Here is a 14788-nt window from a genome sequence, read left to right as displayed (position 1 = left end):
ATATTAGACGTGAGGATGATAGGCAAACAGCGCCGGTGCTCCGCCGGTGTGGACGAACAAAATCGGCCCTTCATCCTTAAAGCGCTTCTGCGTAATGCCATCGATAAGTCCGGCCATCGCTTTGCCGGTATAGACCGGGTCAAGCAAAATACCTTCCAGTTGCGCCAGCAGCTTCACGGCGGCCATCCCTTCCTCGTTTGGCGTCCCGTAGCCCGGTGCAAAGTAATCATCCCACAGGATGATGTCGGCTTTCGCCTGCAGCTCAAGGCTGTTGGCCACGGCCTGCTGCAGCGCCACCACTTTCGGCAGCTGGTCGGCAACAGCGCGCGACACCGTCACCCCGATCAGTTCCGCCTGCGGCATCAGCTGTTCAAGGCCGACCGCCAGTCCGGCATGGGTGCCGGCGCTCCCGGAGGCGACCACCACCGACGAAATCTCCACTGCGTCTTCGCACTGCTGGGCGATTTCCAGCGCGCTTTCCACATAGCCTAGCGCCCCAAGTGCGTTAGAGCCGCCGACCGGAATGACATACGGGCGGTACCCCTGCGCTTCGATACGGGTCGCCAGCTCGTCGAGCTGGGCCGCGGGATCGGTCAGGGCATCGCACATCTCAATCTGGGTATTAAACAGATCCAGCAGCACGCGGTTGCCATTGCTCAGATAGTTCTCCGCCCGGGTGCCGATGGGATTTTCCAGCAGCGCTACGCAGTGCAGGCCCAGTTTGGCGGCGACCGCCGCCGTCTGGCGCACATGGTTAGACTGGATCGCGCCGGCGGTGATTAAGGTATCCGCCCCTTCGCGCAGCGCATCGGCGGCGAGAAACTCCAGCTTACGCAGTTTGTTGCCCCCCATCGCCAGCGGCGTCGTATCATCACGTTTGATAAAAATTTCGCGCCCGAGGTGATCGGACAGACGCGGCAGATACTCCAGCGGCGTCGGCGCGCCGATCAGTTCCAGACGCGGAAAGCGGGTTAAATTTTGCAGTGACATGGCCCCTCCTGACTCAGTTATGCTTCATTATGCACACAGTTACGCGCTAAATAAAAAAAGGCGCTTCCAGGAGCGCCTTTTTTCACCGCTGGCCGTTATTTTGTCACGTCAGCGCCAAACCATTTCTCGGACAGCGCCTTCAGGCTGCCATCTTTCTGCATATCCGCAATCGCGCCATCTACCGCTTTCAGCAGGTCATCGTTGCCTTTACGCAGCGCAACGCCAGCTTCCTGACGGGAGAACGCTTCGCCGGTGACCGCCAGCGTATTGTTGGTTTTCTTCACCAGATCCAGCGCCGCCAGACGGTCAACCAGAATGGCGTCAATACGGCCTACGCGCAGATCCTGGTATTTGGTCGGGTCGTCGTCATAGGTGCGGACATCCACGCCCTGGACGTTCTGACGCAGCCACTCTTCATAGTTAGTGCCCAGCCCGACGCCCACTTTCTTGCCTTTCAGATCCGCCGCGGTTTTAATCGCGCCTTCGTTGCCTTTCTTCACCAGCGCCTGCACACCGGAGATCGTGTACGGGGTAGAGAAATCGTATTTCTTCTTACGCTCATCGGAGATAGTGACCTGGTTAATCACCACGTCAATGCGTTTGGAGTCCAGCGAGGCCAGCATACCGTCCCACTTGGTCGGTTTGAGGTCGGCCTTCACGCCCAGATGTTTCGCCAGCTCGTTGGCGAACTCCACTTCAAAGCCGGTCAGCTTGCCGTCATCGCCCTGGAAGCTAAAGGGAGGATAGGTGCCTTCGAGGCCCACGCGCAGCGTGCCGCGCTCTTTAATCTGATTGAGCAGGTTTTCCGCCGCAAAAGTTTTCACGCTAACGCCAGCCATCAAAACAACGGCCATTGCGCCCATCAGCGCCTGACGACCCAGAAGTGCTAATTTCATAGATACCCCGAAGATTAGGATTTTCCTGTAGTGTAAGGCGCTTAACGGCCCGACACCAACATCGTTACGCTACATCTTATGCAAATTTATTATATATGATCCGCTTTAGGGTATAGCGAAATTCAGGGCTTTCCTCACCCGTTTTGCGGGATATCTCCCATACTGCAAAGGTCAGCCTGTTGACGTCTGGAGCATGGAAGATGAAAAACCCCACCTTGTTGCAATGTTTTCACTGGTACTACCCCGCCGGCGGCGAACTGTGGCGTGAAGTCGAAGCGCTGGCCCCCAGTCTTAACGAAATCGGCATCAATATGGTCTGGTTGCCACCCGCCTACAAAGGCGCCTCGGGCGGTTATTCCGTCGGCTATGACACCTACGATCTCTTCGACCTCGGCGAGTTCGATCAAAAGGGCTCTGTCGCCACCAAATATGGCGATAAAACCCAACTGCTGGCGGCGGTCAACGCCCTGAAGGAGCACGACATCGCCGTGCTGCTGGACGTGGTGGTGAACCATAAAATGGGCGCCGATGAAAAAGAGGCCTTGCGCGTGCAGCGCGTCGATGAGCAGGATCGCACGCAAATTGACGAGGCGATCATAGAGTGCGAGGCATGGACTCGCTATACCTTCCCGGTGCGCGCCGGGCAGTATTCGCAGTTTGTCTGGGACTACAAGTGTTTTAGCGGCATTGACCACATCGAGAATCCGACGGAAGACGGTGTATTTAAAATCGTCAACGACTACACCGGCGAAGGCTGGAATGAGCAAGTCGATGATGAGCTTGGCAACTTCGACTACCTGATGGGCGCCAATATCGATTTTCGTAATCACGCCGTCACCGAAGAGATCAAATACTGGGCGCGCTGGGTGATGGAGCAGACCGGCTGCGACGGTTTTCGCCTTGACGCCGTGAAGCATATCCCCGCCTGGTTTTACAAAGCATGGATCGAACATGTTCAGGAGGTGGCCCCGCAGCCGCTGTTTATTGTCGCGGAATACTGGTCCCATGAAGTGGAAAAGCTCCAGCAGTATATCGACCTCGTCGAGGGCAAGACGATGCTGTTCGATGCCCCGCTGCAGATGAAATTTCATGAAGCGTCCCGCCAGGGGCGCGATTACGACATGAGCCAGATTTTCAGCGGGACGTTGGTGGAAGCCGACCCCTTCCATGCCGTCACCCTGGTCACCAACCATGATACCCAGCCGCTGCAGGCGCTCGAGGCGCCGGTTGAGCCATGGTTTAAACCGCTGGCCTATGCGCTGATCCTGTTGCGTGAAAATGGCGTGCCCTCGGTCTTCTATGCCGATCTCTTCGGCGCTTCCTATGAAGATACCGGCGGCGACGGACAAACCTACGCCATAGAAATGCCCGTCATCGAGCAGCTACACGAACTGATCGACGCCCGTCAGCGCTTTGCCCACGGCGTGCAGACTCTCTGGTTCGATCACCCCAACTGCATTGCCTTCAGCCGCAGCGGCACCGACGAGGATCCCGGCTGCGTGGTGGTGATGTCCAATGGTGATGAGGGAGAAAAGACCCTGACGCTGGGCGAGAACTATGGCAACAAACGCTGGCGGGATTTCCTGGGCAACCGGGAAGAGATTGTCGAAACCGACGACGAAGGCTGCGCAACCTTTACCTGTAACGGGGGAAGCGTCAGCGTGTGGGTGCTGGAGGCGGTGCTGTAGTCATCTGACGCCGGACGGGCCAGCAGTGGCCCGCCGGAACCTTAGCGCGCGGTGGTCGGCGCGCTGACTGGAGCGGCGGCACGCGCTTTAGCCCACGCCTTCTCGCACTCCGGGGTGAGACGTTCAACGCGGGTCAACGTCATACGATCGTAGGAAAGGGTGTTGCCCTCGCGCTCGATCGGGTAGATATCCAGGGAAGCGGTCACGTTGTAGATATCGCTATCGCGGTTCATCAGTTTCCCCGGCTGGGCGATCACACGCTGCCACTGGCGGCAGTCGAAGGTGTCCCCTTCTTTGGTGACGATCAGGCTGGCGATGGCGTCCGGACTCATCATCTCACTCTGCGGCCCTTTCGTCTGCCAGTAGCCTTCCAGGCCTGCCGGCGCTGGCGCTTTAACAACGTCTTCGTAACGATCAACCTGCACGCATCCGGCCAGCGCCAGCACCATGCCAGCAAAAACTAACTGTTTCATCATTCATCCCACAAGCTGATAAAAAAGTATTGTGGCATTAAAGCGTTAAGCCTTCCACCCCCGCCGCAGGCGGAGAAGTCGGGCAAAACACGGCCAGGCATCGCAGCCTTCATTTGAAATAAGGAAATTCTGAAAGTAAAAGAATCTTTGGGGCCTAACCATAGCATCCGCGGGCACTTTTTGTTTTTAATTCGCTCACACTACCGGTTCTTGACTTTACTTTAAGAGTTTTCCTGGCAAATTATATACAGAGATGCGGAATAGTTTAATGGAACTAATGGGTTCTTTCTTAAACCTACTATTATCACCGCCTGCAAGGACTGCTTCGCACAGCCAGTGTGAAGTGTATATCGTTACGTGTTGATTGAGGATGGGTCATGTCAACGATGATTATGGATTTGTGCAGTTATACCCGGTTGGGACTAACGGGATATCTGACCAGTCGGGGAATTAAAAAACAGGAAATCGTTGAGGTCAACTGCGCTGAGGATCTGCACAGGCATTGTGCGTCATGTTGCCCGGCGGTGGTGTTTCTGAATGAAGATTGCTTTGTGCATGATGATGAAAGTAATGGCATTATTCGCCAGATCATCACGCAAAATCCGGCGACGTTGTTTGTGATTTTTATGTCGCTGGCGAACATCCATTTTGACCGCTATCTACGGGTGCGTAAGAACCTGCTAATCAGCTCAAAATCGATCACTCCAAAAGACCTTGATGTCATTCTGGTTAATTATCTTAAATACAAGAACACGAGTCTGGGGCAGTTAAATTTACCGACGTTGTCGCTGAGCAAAACAGAATCAAATATGCTGCAAATGTGGATGGCCGGGCATGGTACTTCGCAAATTTCAACGCAAATGAACATCAAAGCGAAAACGGTATCATCGCATAAAGGCAATATTAAAAAGAAAATACAGACGCATAATAAGCAGGTGATTTACCACATCGTTCGGCTGACCGAAAACATTACCAGCGGTATTCAGGTGAATCTACGCTGAAACAAACTGGCGGTGGTCCCGCCAGTTCGGTTTTACGAGATTTCTTTTTCCACGAAGATCCCATCCGGGTGCCCTATTTCATTGAAAAACCAGATCCCCAGGGGATAGTCTTCCAGCGAAACCAGATACATCGTCCCTTCACTAAACGACTCAATTGCCAGCACTACGCCCGATCGACGTGGGCCACCGTCGGTCTTCACCGTGACACGATCGTTCACCTGCATAATCCATCTCCTCTCTATTTCCAGCCAGTGTAGAACAAAACCACGCCGCTCGCAGCGTCGCGGGCAGTGACTGGCGTTTTTTTAGACCGACTATACTTAAAGAGGCTTGAGCGACGCTCAGCGAGGGGGGGTAATGATGAAGAACCGATTGACAGACCAGACCGGGAACGACGTTGATGTCAACGTTGATGCTCTGCTGGCGGCGATTAATGAGATCAGCGAAAGCGAAGTCCATCGCATCCTCGATGACCCACAGCGCGCCAGTATCGATGGCCGCGGGGCGCATACCTGGCGTGAACTGGCGGAGGCATTTGAACTCGATATTCATGATTTCAGCGCCAGTGAAGCCAACCGCTAGCGATGGGCGAAAAAAATCCCGACTCGCAGGAGTCGGGATCAAACTTGCTAATGCAAGAAGCACTTGAAAATTCGTTACACCGGGAAATCCGATGCGTTGAAACATTATCCTCAATTATTTTGCATGACAAGCGATATTCATGGCGCAAAATATTGAGAAAGTTGGCGCTTCGCAGCAGAAAGGGCTGCAGGGCTGATGCGATAAGGCTTAGCCGCAAACCGGTTTCATTCGTTAGCGCGATCCCCGTCGAACACTTTAAGAAAAATCTCATTTTGCCTGATTCGGGCGAAACGTTTTGCTCACGCTTCGCTGCGATACCAGACCTGGTTGCGGCCATTTTGCTTGGCCAGATACAGTCGACCATCGGCGACCGACTGCAGAGCTTCAAAGTGATACTCCCCTCGCTCTTCGCTGCCGCTCACCCCTAACGACGCGCTGACCCGCAGCGTCACGTTGTTATGCAAAAAGACCTCCCGGCCATGAATACGCAGGCGTAGCCGCTCCGCTACCGCCGCCGCTTCCTGCAGCGTGGTATTCGGCAGCACGACACAAAACTCCTCTCCGCCCACGCGGCCCAGCAAATCACCGTCCCGGACGGTGCCGGCAAGCGTACTGGCCACCATCGACAGCACTCTGTCACCCGCCTGATGGCCATAGCGATCGTTAATGCCCTTAAAGTGATCCAAATCGAGCTGGATGACCGCCAGCGGTCGTCCGCTGCGCTGGCAGTCGCTGGCTACCGCCATCGCCTTCTCAAACAGCGCCCCGCGATTGAGCAGGCGGGTTAAGGCATCGTGCCAGGCCTGCCACTCCAGGGAGGTCTGGAGAACGCTCATATTGCGGACCATACGGCGGATCACCAGCCAGGAGAGCAGCAGCATTAAGGTGAAGAGGATCCACATCAGGGTCAGGGCGATGGTGATGGTGCCAAAGTTGCCGCGTACGCCTTCCCGCAGAGTATGGATCCGCAGCAGCACGCCATCAAAATTGCGCAGTTTGGCCCAGCTGATATAGCGCGTCAGCAGACGCAGACCGCCCTGATTATCATGGGCAAACGCGCGGCTGAGCAGTTCCTGTTCGCGCGGCGACAGCAGCGTCAGGACATTCCCCGGCGCAGAAGAGGCCAGCAGGCTAAGATGGCTGTCGTAAAGCTGGTATTCCCCCTCCTGCCCGCCCTGCATCGCGCTGATTAAAAATGCTTTTATTTCGCTGACTGAGAAATCCATCGCCAGCACGCCGCGCCAGTAACCGGCAAAATCCAGCGGTATCGAGGCGGTGACCACCTGCTCTTCCAGCTGCGGGTCATCGTCAGGAAAGGTTTGCCAGATAACGCCGCGGTGCGGATTGTTCCGCTGGGTCTGCCGGGTAAACCAGAGGGCGCTGATGGCGCGCGAATAGTAGGTCTTCACCTGCGATTCATCGCGCAGCGGCAGGGTCGAGGTGAAAAAACCGCTGCGGGAGATATATTGCATCCGCTCGGCAAAATCGCGGTCATGCTGCGTCAGGTTTAACAGATAACCCAGCTCCAGCGTCGCCATCAGTTCATTGACCACCAGCGGATCGTCCGGCAAGAGCAGCGGGTGATCCCTGACGACGCCCTCCGAGACGCCAAACACCGGCAGCGTCCGGCGGTTGGGGAGCGCCACCCGCCAGGTCTCCTGGTGGCGTTGGCTCAGATAGCGCTGGCTGGCTTCGTGCAACACATCGACGTCGAGCGGGCGTTCAAGCGCGGACTGCATACCGTGGCGAAAAAACATCATCCTGTCGATGTTGAACTGCAGCAGGCCATCCATTTCATGCGCGACGTTAGCCAGATTATTGCGCTGGTTCGCCACGTAGGCCTCTTCCAGGACATTGATTTCGCGCCAGATCAGCAGCGTGGAGAAAAACAGCACCACGATAAAACAAATGTTAACCACATGCGCCGGGCGAGTCAGGTGGTAGAGTTTTTTCAACTTCAACCGTAGTGGCTTTTCCATCTTTCTCTCGCAGTACGTTGCGCAAATCTGACGTCGTCAGCACGCCCGGTCTCTGTCGATACCGGAGGCGCTTTTAGCGTAGACCACGCGGCGCCGTCATGCGGCGCCGCACCTGACTACTTCACCGCGCCACGCAGGCGACTGACCGCCTTGACGCCCGCCAGCACCACCGCACCGATGATAAAACCCAGCACCAGATTAGCCACCATCGGCAGCAAGGCGGCCAACATGCCGCCCAGCCCCGCGCTCCAGTGCTCAATGGCATGGTGCAGCGGCGCAATACCGTGAACCACAATCCCGCCGCCCACGAGGAACATGGCCAGCGTCCCGACGATAGAGAGCACTTTCATCAGCCAGGGGGCCACGGTCAATAACCCTTTGCCCAGCCACTGCGCCAGGGTACTGCGTTTCTCTGCCAGCCAGTAGCCCATGTCATCCAGTTTGACGATCACCCCCACCAGGCCATAGACCCCGACGGTGACCAGAATCGCGATCCCCGACAGAATGAGGATCTGATTCAGCAGCGGCGCTTCCGCGACAATGCCGAGGGTGATGGCGACAATTTCCGCGGACAAAATAAAGTCGGTGCGGATCGCCCCTTTGACTTTGTCACGCTCAAAGGCCAGCGGATCACGATCCGCCAGTGCCTGAAGACGCTGCTGCCGTTGCGCTGGGTCCTCTTTGTGCTTACGCGCTTCCAGACTGTGGAGCACCTTTTCCACCCCTTCAAAACAGAGAAACGCGCCGCCCAACATCAGCAGCGGCGTAATCGCCCAGGGAATGAAGGCGCTGATTAGCAGGGCCAGCGGCACGAGGATGATTTTATTGACGAACGACCCTTTCGCCACGCCCCAGACCACAGGCAGCTCACGATTTGCCCGCACGCCGGTCACCTGTTGGGCGTTGAGGGAGAGATCGTCGCCCAGCACCCCCGCCGTTTTTTTCGCCGCCAGCTTGCCCATCATGGAAATATCGTCCAGCAGCGTGGCGATATCATCGAGTAATGTTAAAAGACTACTTCCTGCCAAAATGATTTTCCTTCTCTTTTCATCAATGTCTCCCTCGAGTATGCGTTAAAAAACGGCCGCTGCCCAAGTTACAATTAGTCAATATAAATTTAACAACCTGACGCAAATTAAGCGCTCGCCAGCAGGATAGTTTTCACGTTTACTATATGTCCCCTTTCTATCTCTGCACCGTCGTGAGGAAGTATGTCTACCCGTCAGCTGTTACCGCTTATCGGGGCGCTGTTTGCGCTGTATATCATTTGGGGCTCTACCTATTTCGCCATCGCCGTCGGCGTCGCCAGCTGGCCGCCGCTGATGATGGCCGGAATTCGCTTTCTCTCTGCCGGCGTGCTGCTACTGGGATGGCTGTTGGCCACCGGCCATAAACTGCCGGCCCGCGGACCGTTGCTTAACGCCGCGCTGATCGGGGTTTTGCTGCTGGCCGTCGGCAACGGCTTTGTCACCCTGGCCGAACATCAGCACGTTCCCTCCGGGATCGCCGCGGTCATGGTCGCCACCGTTCCGCTGTTCACCCTGTGCTTCAGCCGCTTTTTCGGCATCGCCACTCGTAAACTGGAATGGCTGGGGATTGCCATTGGACTCGCGGGTATTGTGATGCTTAACAGCGGAGGCAACCTGAACGGCAACCCCTGGGGCGCGCTGCTGATCCTGATTGGCTCCCTGAGCTGGGCCTTCGGCTCGGTTTACGGCTCGCGGATCGAGCTGCCGACCGGCATGATGGCGGGGGCAATCGAGATGCTCGCCGCCGGGATCGTCCTGCTGGCCGCGTCATGGCTAAGCGGCGAAACCTTAACCCGTGTTCCGTCGTGGTCCGGGATCGCCGCTGTGGCCTACCTGGCTATTTTTGGCTCGCTGATTGCCATCAACGCCTATATGTTTTTGATCCGCAATGTCACCCCGGCGGTGGCCACCAGCTACGCCTATGTCAACCCGGTGGTGGCGGTTCTGCTTGGTACCGGATTCGGTGGCGAAAGCCTGTCCCTGATCGAGTGGCTGGCGCTGGCGGTGATTATTTTTGCCGTCGTGCTGGTGACGCTGGGGAAATACCTTTTCCCGGTTCGCAGCGAAGCTACCCCTTGTAAGGCGTCGAAATAAGCGCCAGTTCGCGGATACCCTGGGTGTCGATCTGCGCGTCGTGTCCGGCGCCGCAGATCCACTCTTCCAGACGCTCGGTGAGCGCCTCGTCATTCAGCTTCAGCCGACCGCGCAGGGCGCATTCCCAGACGATAAGCACCCGCCAGCCCTGCTCGGCCAGCTTTTGCCGGTCACGGGCATCGCGCGCCACGTTGCCGGCGATCTTGTCCAGCCAGAACGCGGTCCGGGTGGCCGGCACCTTAAACAGGTAACAGTCATGGTGATGCCAGAAACAGCCGTGGGTAAAGATGACGCAACGGTAATCGGGTAAAGCGAAATCAGGGCGTCCCGGCAGCTCGCGCTCCTGGGCAACAAAGGTGAATCCCGCCTGAGTCAACAGCGCCGCTATCCGCTTCTCGATCGCCGTATCGCGCGTGGCGATAGCCCGCATATTTTTACTGCGCGTGGCTTTATCGTGAACATCCGCCATCGTTATCACCCGCTTCGCGACGCGCCACCGCCTGAGCGATGCGCGGGGCCAGGAGCTTCGCCACCGCGGCGAAGACCGGAACCACCACCGAGTTGCCGAACTGACGATAGGCCTGGGTATCCGACACCGGGATGCGGAAACGCGCCCCCTGAGGCGATTCGAAACCCATCAACCGGGCGCACTCCCGCGGCGTCAGCCGACGAGGACGCCGCTGTTGATTCTGCGGATCGTCAAAATGCGTCTCGCCCAGCGGCCGGTCCCAGCCGCGATCGACGAGAATTTCGGCGCCATCTTTATAGTAGCGGGCGGAGAGCGTCCGGGCCACGCTGTGGGGATTGGCGGGGTCCACCAGGCCATAACCAAAGCCATTGCCCCGCGCCTGATGCTTGCGGGCATATCGATAAAGATATTTCCACAGTACCGGCGTGAGGATAAATTTGGCATCCACCGTCGGCTCCAGCAGCTCGCCAAATGTTGGCCGAACCGTCGGGTACAGCGCCGCGATATCGCGCAGCGTAAACCCCTCGTGCAGTTGCAGATCGCGACGGAAGCCCACCAGCACGATGCGCTCCCGGTGCTGCGGTAAGAAATGGCGCCCGTCGATCACCTTCGGATCGTCCGGCCCGCTATGCGCGGCGTCAGCGACCTCATACCCCAGCTCATCCAGCGTCTGCATGATGATGCGGAAGGTCCGCCCCTGATCGTGGCTTTTGAGATTTTTAACATTCTCCAGCACAAAGATCGCCGGCTGACGGGCAGCGATAATTCTCACCACATCAAAAAACAGCGTCCCCTGGGTTTCGCAGGCAAAGCCGTGGGCGCGACCCATGGCATTTTTTTTCGACACGCCGGCGAGTGAGAAAGGCTGGCAGGGAAAGCCGGCCAGCAGCACATCATGCTGCGGGATAGTCTCGCGGATATGCTGCGCCGCCTCGTCATCGCTAACGTCGGGGCGATGGCTGAGGGTGATATCGCGAATATCTTCATTGAAACGGTGTTGCTGCGGATCACAATACCAGTTGGCCTTATAGGTGCGCACCGCATGCTTGTTCCACTCGCTGGTAAAGACGCACTGCCCGCCGATAGCTTCAAAACCGCTGCGGATCCCGCCGATACCGGCAAACAGATCGACAAAACGGAATCCATAGTACGGATGATGGGCCGGCGGCGACGGCAGCAGCGTCGCCAGATGAGCGACCTCCTGCGGACGCAAACGCGCTGCCGCGCGGCTGAGGGCCGCCACGCGCTTGAGGATCGCCGCGCTCCAGTGCTGCTCCCCGACGCTCACCAGTTCGGCGACCAGCGTTTTTACATCGTAGATCGTCATCAGCTGGCGCAGCAGCGCCTGAGCCTCTTCACCGGCCTGTTCCGTCAATGACAACGACCTGTTTTCCTTGCTTAACTTTTGTGGCATATCCTCAACCAGCGCGGACGATTTTTGCAGAGAGTACCATAAATCACTGGTCGGTTGACGGCTGCGGTGCAAAGCGGCGTAAAACCGCCTCATCCAGCGCCAGGGGTTCCCCCTTCAGCTCCGCGCTGATCTTGGCCATAAACTCGACGAGGAAGCGCGCATTATGCTGCGCCATAGCCCTTCCCCCGGCGGTCTGCATGGTTTCCGGCAGGCGCAGGAGCTTGCACTGGAAATGGTCGAGGGCATATTTTCTGTCATCCAGCGCTCGCCGGTCGGCGAAAGGATCGTCGGCATCAAACAGAATGGTATTCAGGGCGCCGGCGACGGCGAAGACCCGCGCCAGGCCTATCGCCCCCAGCGACTCGAGACGGTCGGCGTCCTGGACGATTTTCGCCTCCAGCGTGCGCGGCGGGATCGCCGCGCTGAAGCTGTGCGCCTCAATAGCGTGGCTGACCGCCGCATACCGGTCTGCGGGAAAATCGGCAAACGACGACTGCAAAATAGCCAGGGTTTTCTCGGCAGCCATCATCGAGGAGCGGCTTCGCTCCGGATGATTTTTAGGCAGACTGACAATGTCATGAAAATAGCAGGCCGTGAGAAGCACCAGCCCGTCGACCTCCTCCTCCCCGGCGGCCAGCCGGGTGGCGGTGGCCCAGACGCGACGAAAATGGGACAGATCGTGCGCCGCATCCTCCCGGGCGTGGTGCGTCAGTATCCAGTGCTCAAATCGCTGCTGCCAGTCAACCAGGTTCATAGGCGTTCCTTTATCTGTAGGTCAGCCTCGAGCATAGCAACTTTACGACCGATGATCCCGCCCGCTTCCGGAGGGCCGTGTATACCAGACGACAGCGCCGAGGATCGCGCCAATGCCGGCGAGCACCAGCATTCCCAACAGGGCGCCAAGCCATTTCCCTGCCATGGTGCCAAAGTCGCCCTCTGCGCTGGCGCCGGGGACGCTGTGAATTTTTCCCACCACCCACCAGTAACGCACAATGACCCAGACACAATATCCGCAAAAGGCATACAACGCCCATAGCGCGAGTTTGCCGCCCGGGCTGCGTTTTGCCTGCTCTTCCATCTCATTCCTCTCCGTGACAAATCATACTACCGCCACTCAAAAACGTGACACTCATCACATTATACCGCCATGCTGCGCCACAGGCAGCAGTTTCATCCTTGTCTTCTGCACCCACTTATCACTTATTCTGCCAATGGAAATACGCAGGGGTGGTTTTTTTTATTCTTTACCCACGGGCTTAAACATTAACGACACCCAGCCATGCCGTGTATTTAAATTATCCCTCCGCCGGCGGAATTGACTAATAAATTATATTTAAAGGCTGAATGACCAGCTCACTGTAAATTAATACAAATAATTTCATTCAGTTAACCACGATCGCAACACAGCAACATAACCTATTGCTATACAACAAAATAATCATTAAAACAGATTCATTTAAATTTAATATAATGAACCACATAGAAATATTTTGTAATATCTTACATTATTTATTTACATATTTTATTTTAAATAAAAATGAACTTAGTCGTTAGTATCTGACAGGCATTCCGGAGGGATTGTCATAATTCACAGAAATTATTATTAAAAGGGAATATATAATGAAAAGAAAAGTACTGGCACTCATGGTACCGGCATTACTCATGGTCAATGCCGTTAATGCTGCAGAAATTTATAACAACAACGCCAACAAACTGGACCTTTATGGGAAGGTCGACGGCCTGCGTTACTTCTCTGACGACACCAGCGAGGACGGCGACCAGACCTATGCTCGCTTAGGCATCAAAGGCGAAACGCAGATCGCTTCCGAGTTAACCGGCTACGGTCAGTGGGAATACAATGTCAAGGCGAACACCAGCGAAGGGGAAGGCGCGAATTCATGGACTCGTCTGGCCTTCGCCGGTCTGAAGTTTGCTGACTATGGCTCACTGGACTATGGCCGTAACTACGGCGTTGTGTACGACATCGAATCCTGGACTGATATGCTGCCGGAATTCGGCGGCGATACCTACACACAGACCGACGTTTACATGACCGGCCGCACCAACGGGGTGGCCACCTACCGTAACAGCGATTTCTTCGGCCTCGTCGACGGCCTGCATTTCGCCCTGCAGTATCAGGGGAATAATGAAAACGCCGGTTCTGGCGAAGGCACAAACAACGGCGGCGCTCGTAAACTGGCGCGGGAAAATGGCGACGGGTTTGGTATCTCCAGCTACTACGATCTCGATATGGGCATCAGCTTCGGGGCCGCCTACTCGGCTTCCGACCGTACCCATAACCAGCTGGCGGCAGCACGCAGCAGCCATATTTACGCTAACGGTGATAAAGCCGAGGCCTGGACCGTCGGCGCAAAATATGACGCCAACAACATCTATCTGGCCGCCATGTATGCGGAAACCCGCAACATGACCTTCTACGGCAACGGCGCTATTGCCAACAAGACGCAGAACTTTGAAGTCGTCGCCCAGTACCAGTTCGATGAGTATAATTTACCGCTGCGTCCATCCGTGGCCTATCTGCAATCGAAGGGGAAAGATCTTTACAACTATTCTCGCTATGGCGACAAGGATCTGGTCAAGTATGTCGACATCGGCATGACCTACTACTTCAATAAAAATATGTCCACCTATGTGGATTACAAAATCAACCTGCTGGATGAAGACGACCGCTTCTACCGCAACAACGGTATCTCGACCGATGATATCGTGGCCCTCGGTCTGGTTTACCAGTTCTGATCCCCATCAAAGCCCGCGCTCAGCGGGCTTTTTCTTGTTCCCGCTCCGTTGAGATCACTCTTTTCAACATTGCCGCTTTCCAGGCGTACCTTCCCTCTTTATGATGCGTTTAAGCTCGTTCGGGCAAATTGCGGCGGTAAGACCACAAAAGGACAAGGCGCACTACCGCGTCTTTACGCTGAAACCAGGACGATGATGATGGCGATACCCCAGCGCAGGCGTTATACCTGAAGCTAACGGTGTTATTGAAGGGGAATGGTCAGAGAAAGAATAGTTGGCGGAGAGAGGGGGATTTGAACCCCCGGTAGAGTTGCCCCTACTCCGGTTTTCGAGACCGGTCCGTTCAGCCGCTCCGGCATCTCTCCGCTGTTGTGGTTGCTATAATGCCAGGATCTTTGGCATTTTAATAGCTCCCG

General features: G+C 56.2%; 15 protein-coding genes and 1 tRNA gene. 5 read left to right on the top strand and 11 right to left on the bottom strand.

The genetic code is table 11. The features are described from left to right. Window positions 1–3: 3 nt before the first annotated feature. Both dcyD and tcyJ read right to left on the bottom strand, forming a co-directional pair. Window positions 4–990, bottom strand: coding sequence for a D-cysteine desulfhydrase (gene dcyD / locus MKR05_RS05925; RefSeq protein ID WP_131096038.1), 987 nt, complete (start codon window positions 988–990; stop codon window positions 4–6). A 95-nt stretch (window positions 991–1085) separates the two neighbouring features. Beyond that, window positions 1086–1886 carry a cystine ABC transporter substrate-binding protein gene (tcyJ, locus tag MKR05_RS05920; RefSeq protein WP_004203468.1) on the bottom strand — a complete coding sequence of 267 codons (801 nt, stop codon included), beginning with the start codon at window positions 1884–1886 and terminating at the stop codon, window positions 1086–1088. A 200-nt stretch (window positions 1887–2086) separates the two neighbouring features. On the opposite strand from tcyJ, the gene amyA reads away from it, so the two are divergent. Further along, window positions 2087–3574: an alpha-amylase gene (gene amyA, locus MKR05_RS05915; RefSeq protein WP_023290284.1), complete on the top strand. Its 1488-nt coding sequence runs from the start codon at window positions 2087–2089 to the stop codon at window positions 3572–3574. A gap of 41 nt (window positions 3575–3615) precedes the next feature. Here the strand turns inward: amyA and yedD are convergent, their stop codons facing one another. Beyond that, on the bottom strand, window positions 3616–4050 hold the full coding sequence (gene yedD, locus MKR05_RS05910) for a lipoprotein YedD (protein ID WP_072096626.1): 435 nt from the start codon (window positions 4048–4050) through the stop codon (window positions 3616–3618). Between the two features lie 374 nt (window positions 4051–4424). Between yedD and rcsA the strand changes: the two genes are divergently transcribed. Then, window positions 4425–5048 carry a transcriptional regulator RcsA gene (gene rcsA / locus MKR05_RS05905; RefSeq protein WP_023290286.1) on the top strand — a complete coding sequence of 208 codons (624 nt, stop codon included), beginning with the start codon at window positions 4425–4427 and terminating at the stop codon, window positions 5046–5048. Between the two features lie 32 nt (window positions 5049–5080). Here the strand turns inward: rcsA and dsrB are convergent, their stop codons facing one another. Beyond that, window positions 5081–5272, bottom strand: coding sequence for a protein DsrB (dsrB, locus tag MKR05_RS05900; RefSeq protein ID WP_004203477.1), 192 nt, complete (start codon window positions 5270–5272; stop codon window positions 5081–5083). Between the two features lie 136 nt (window positions 5273–5408). Between dsrB and yodD the strand changes: the two genes are divergently transcribed. Continuing rightward, window positions 5409–5630, top strand: a complete 222-nt coding sequence (yodD, locus tag MKR05_RS05895; RefSeq protein ID WP_004203478.1) for a YodD family peroxide/acid resistance protein — start codon at window positions 5409–5411, stop codon at window positions 5628–5630. A gap of 299 nt (window positions 5631–5929) precedes the next feature. On the opposite strand, the gene dgcQ is transcribed toward yodD, so the two are convergent. Next, window positions 5930–7609, bottom strand: a complete 1680-nt coding sequence (gene dgcQ / locus MKR05_RS05890) for a cellulose biosynthesis regulator diguanylate cyclase DgcQ (RefSeq protein WP_023290287.1) — start codon at window positions 7607–7609, stop codon at window positions 5930–5932. A 116-nt stretch (window positions 7610–7725) separates the two neighbouring features. Further along, window positions 7726–8637, bottom strand: a complete 912-nt coding sequence (locus MKR05_RS05885) for a DUF808 domain-containing protein (protein ID WP_044524012.1) — start codon at window positions 8635–8637, stop codon at window positions 7726–7728. A gap of 183 nt (window positions 8638–8820) precedes the next feature. Between MKR05_RS05885 and yedA the strand changes: the two genes are divergently transcribed. Continuing rightward, window positions 8821–9732 carry a drug/metabolite exporter YedA gene (yedA, locus tag MKR05_RS05880; protein ID WP_023290289.1) on the top strand — a complete coding sequence of 304 codons (912 nt, stop codon included), beginning with the start codon at window positions 8821–8823 and terminating at the stop codon, window positions 9730–9732. On the opposite strand, the gene MKR05_RS05875 is transcribed toward yedA, so the two are convergent. The 4 genes from MKR05_RS05875 to drpB all read right to left on the bottom strand — a co-directional run bounded on the left by MKR05_RS05875 (window position 9707) and on the right by drpB (window position 12693). After that, a complete protein-coding gene (locus tag MKR05_RS05875; protein ID WP_101866323.1) occupies window positions 9707–10201 on the bottom strand; it encodes a very short patch repair endonuclease in 495 nt (164 codons plus the stop codon). The genes yedA and MKR05_RS05875 overlap by 26 nt on opposite strands. Further along, entirely contained in the window at window positions 10182–11582 is a 1401-nt protein-coding gene (locus tag MKR05_RS05870) for a DNA cytosine methyltransferase (protein ID WP_165476256.1), read from the bottom strand. The genes MKR05_RS05875 and MKR05_RS05870 overlap by 20 nt, the downstream gene beginning before the upstream one ends. 76 nt (window positions 11583–11658) lie before the next feature. Further along, a complete protein-coding gene (locus MKR05_RS05865; protein WP_023290292.1) occupies window positions 11659–12369 on the bottom strand; it encodes a phosphohydrolase in 711 nt (236 codons plus the stop codon). A 42-nt stretch (window positions 12370–12411) separates the two neighbouring features. After that, window positions 12412–12693 (bottom strand): cell division protein DrpB, encoded by a 282-nt coding sequence (gene drpB, locus MKR05_RS05860; RefSeq protein ID WP_023290293.1) that lies wholly within the window; start codon window positions 12691–12693, stop codon window positions 12412–12414. A 542-nt stretch (window positions 12694–13235) separates the two neighbouring features. Between drpB and ompC the strand changes: the two genes are divergently transcribed. Further along, window positions 13236–14372, top strand: coding sequence for a porin OmpC (ompC, locus tag MKR05_RS05855; RefSeq protein WP_064157391.1), 1137 nt, complete (start codon window positions 13236–13238; stop codon window positions 14370–14372). Window positions 14373–14647: 275 nt separating this feature from the next. On the opposite strand, the gene MKR05_RS05850 is transcribed toward ompC, so the two are convergent. Next, window positions 14648–14737 (bottom strand) — tRNA-Ser (locus MKR05_RS05850). Window positions 14738–14788: the final 51 nt, after the last annotated feature.

This window comes from Klebsiella sp. K5-204, from assembly GCF_030128585.1.
GTDB lineage: Bacteria > Pseudomonadota > Gammaproteobacteria > Enterobacterales > Enterobacteriaceae > Klebsiella > Klebsiella quasipneumoniae.
This window is presented reverse-complemented; position numbering and strand designations above follow the sequence as displayed.

Bases quoted from the DNA above. Each gene is read 5' to 3' on its own strand.
- yedD (WP_072096626.1), bottom strand. From the start codon at position 4,050: ATGATGAAACAGTTAGTTTTTGCTGGCATGGTGCTGGCGCTGGCCGGA.
- amyA (WP_023290284.1), top strand. From the start codon at position 2,087: ATGAAAAACCCCACCTTGTTGCAATGTTTTCACTGGTACTACCCCGCC.
- dsrB (WP_004203477.1), bottom strand. From the start codon at position 5,272: ATGCAGGTGAACGATCGTGTCACGGTGAAGACCGACGGTGGCCCACGT.
- MKR05_RS05875 (WP_101866323.1), bottom strand. From the start codon at position 10,201: ATGGCGGATGTTCACGATAAAGCCACGCGCAGTAAAAATATGCGGGCT.
- yodD (WP_004203478.1), top strand. From the start codon at position 5,409: ATGAAGAACCGATTGACAGACCAGACCGGGAACGACGTTGATGTCAAC.
- tcyJ (WP_004203468.1), bottom strand. From the start codon at position 1,886: ATGAAATTAGCACTTCTGGGTCGTCAGGCGCTGATGGGCGCAATGGCC.
- dgcQ (WP_023290287.1), bottom strand. From the start codon at position 7,609: ATGGAAAAGCCACTACGGTTGAAGTTGAAAAAACTCTACCACCTGACT.
- drpB (WP_023290293.1), bottom strand. From the start codon at position 12,693: ATGGAAGAGCAGGCAAAACGCAGCCCGGGCGGCAAACTCGCGCTATGG.
- yedA (WP_023290289.1), top strand. From the start codon at position 8,821: ATGTCTACCCGTCAGCTGTTACCGCTTATCGGGGCGCTGTTTGCGCTG.
- MKR05_RS05865 (WP_023290292.1), bottom strand. From the start codon at position 12,369: ATGAACCTGGTTGACTGGCAGCAGCGATTTGAGCACTGGATACTGACG.
- dcyD (WP_131096038.1), bottom strand. From the start codon at position 990: ATGTCACTGCAAAATTTAACCCGCTTTCCGCGTCTGGAACTGATCGGC.
- rcsA (WP_023290286.1), top strand. From the start codon at position 4,425: ATGTCAACGATGATTATGGATTTGTGCAGTTATACCCGGTTGGGACTA.
- ompC (WP_064157391.1), top strand. From the start codon at position 13,236: ATGAAAAGAAAAGTACTGGCACTCATGGTACCGGCATTACTCATGGTC.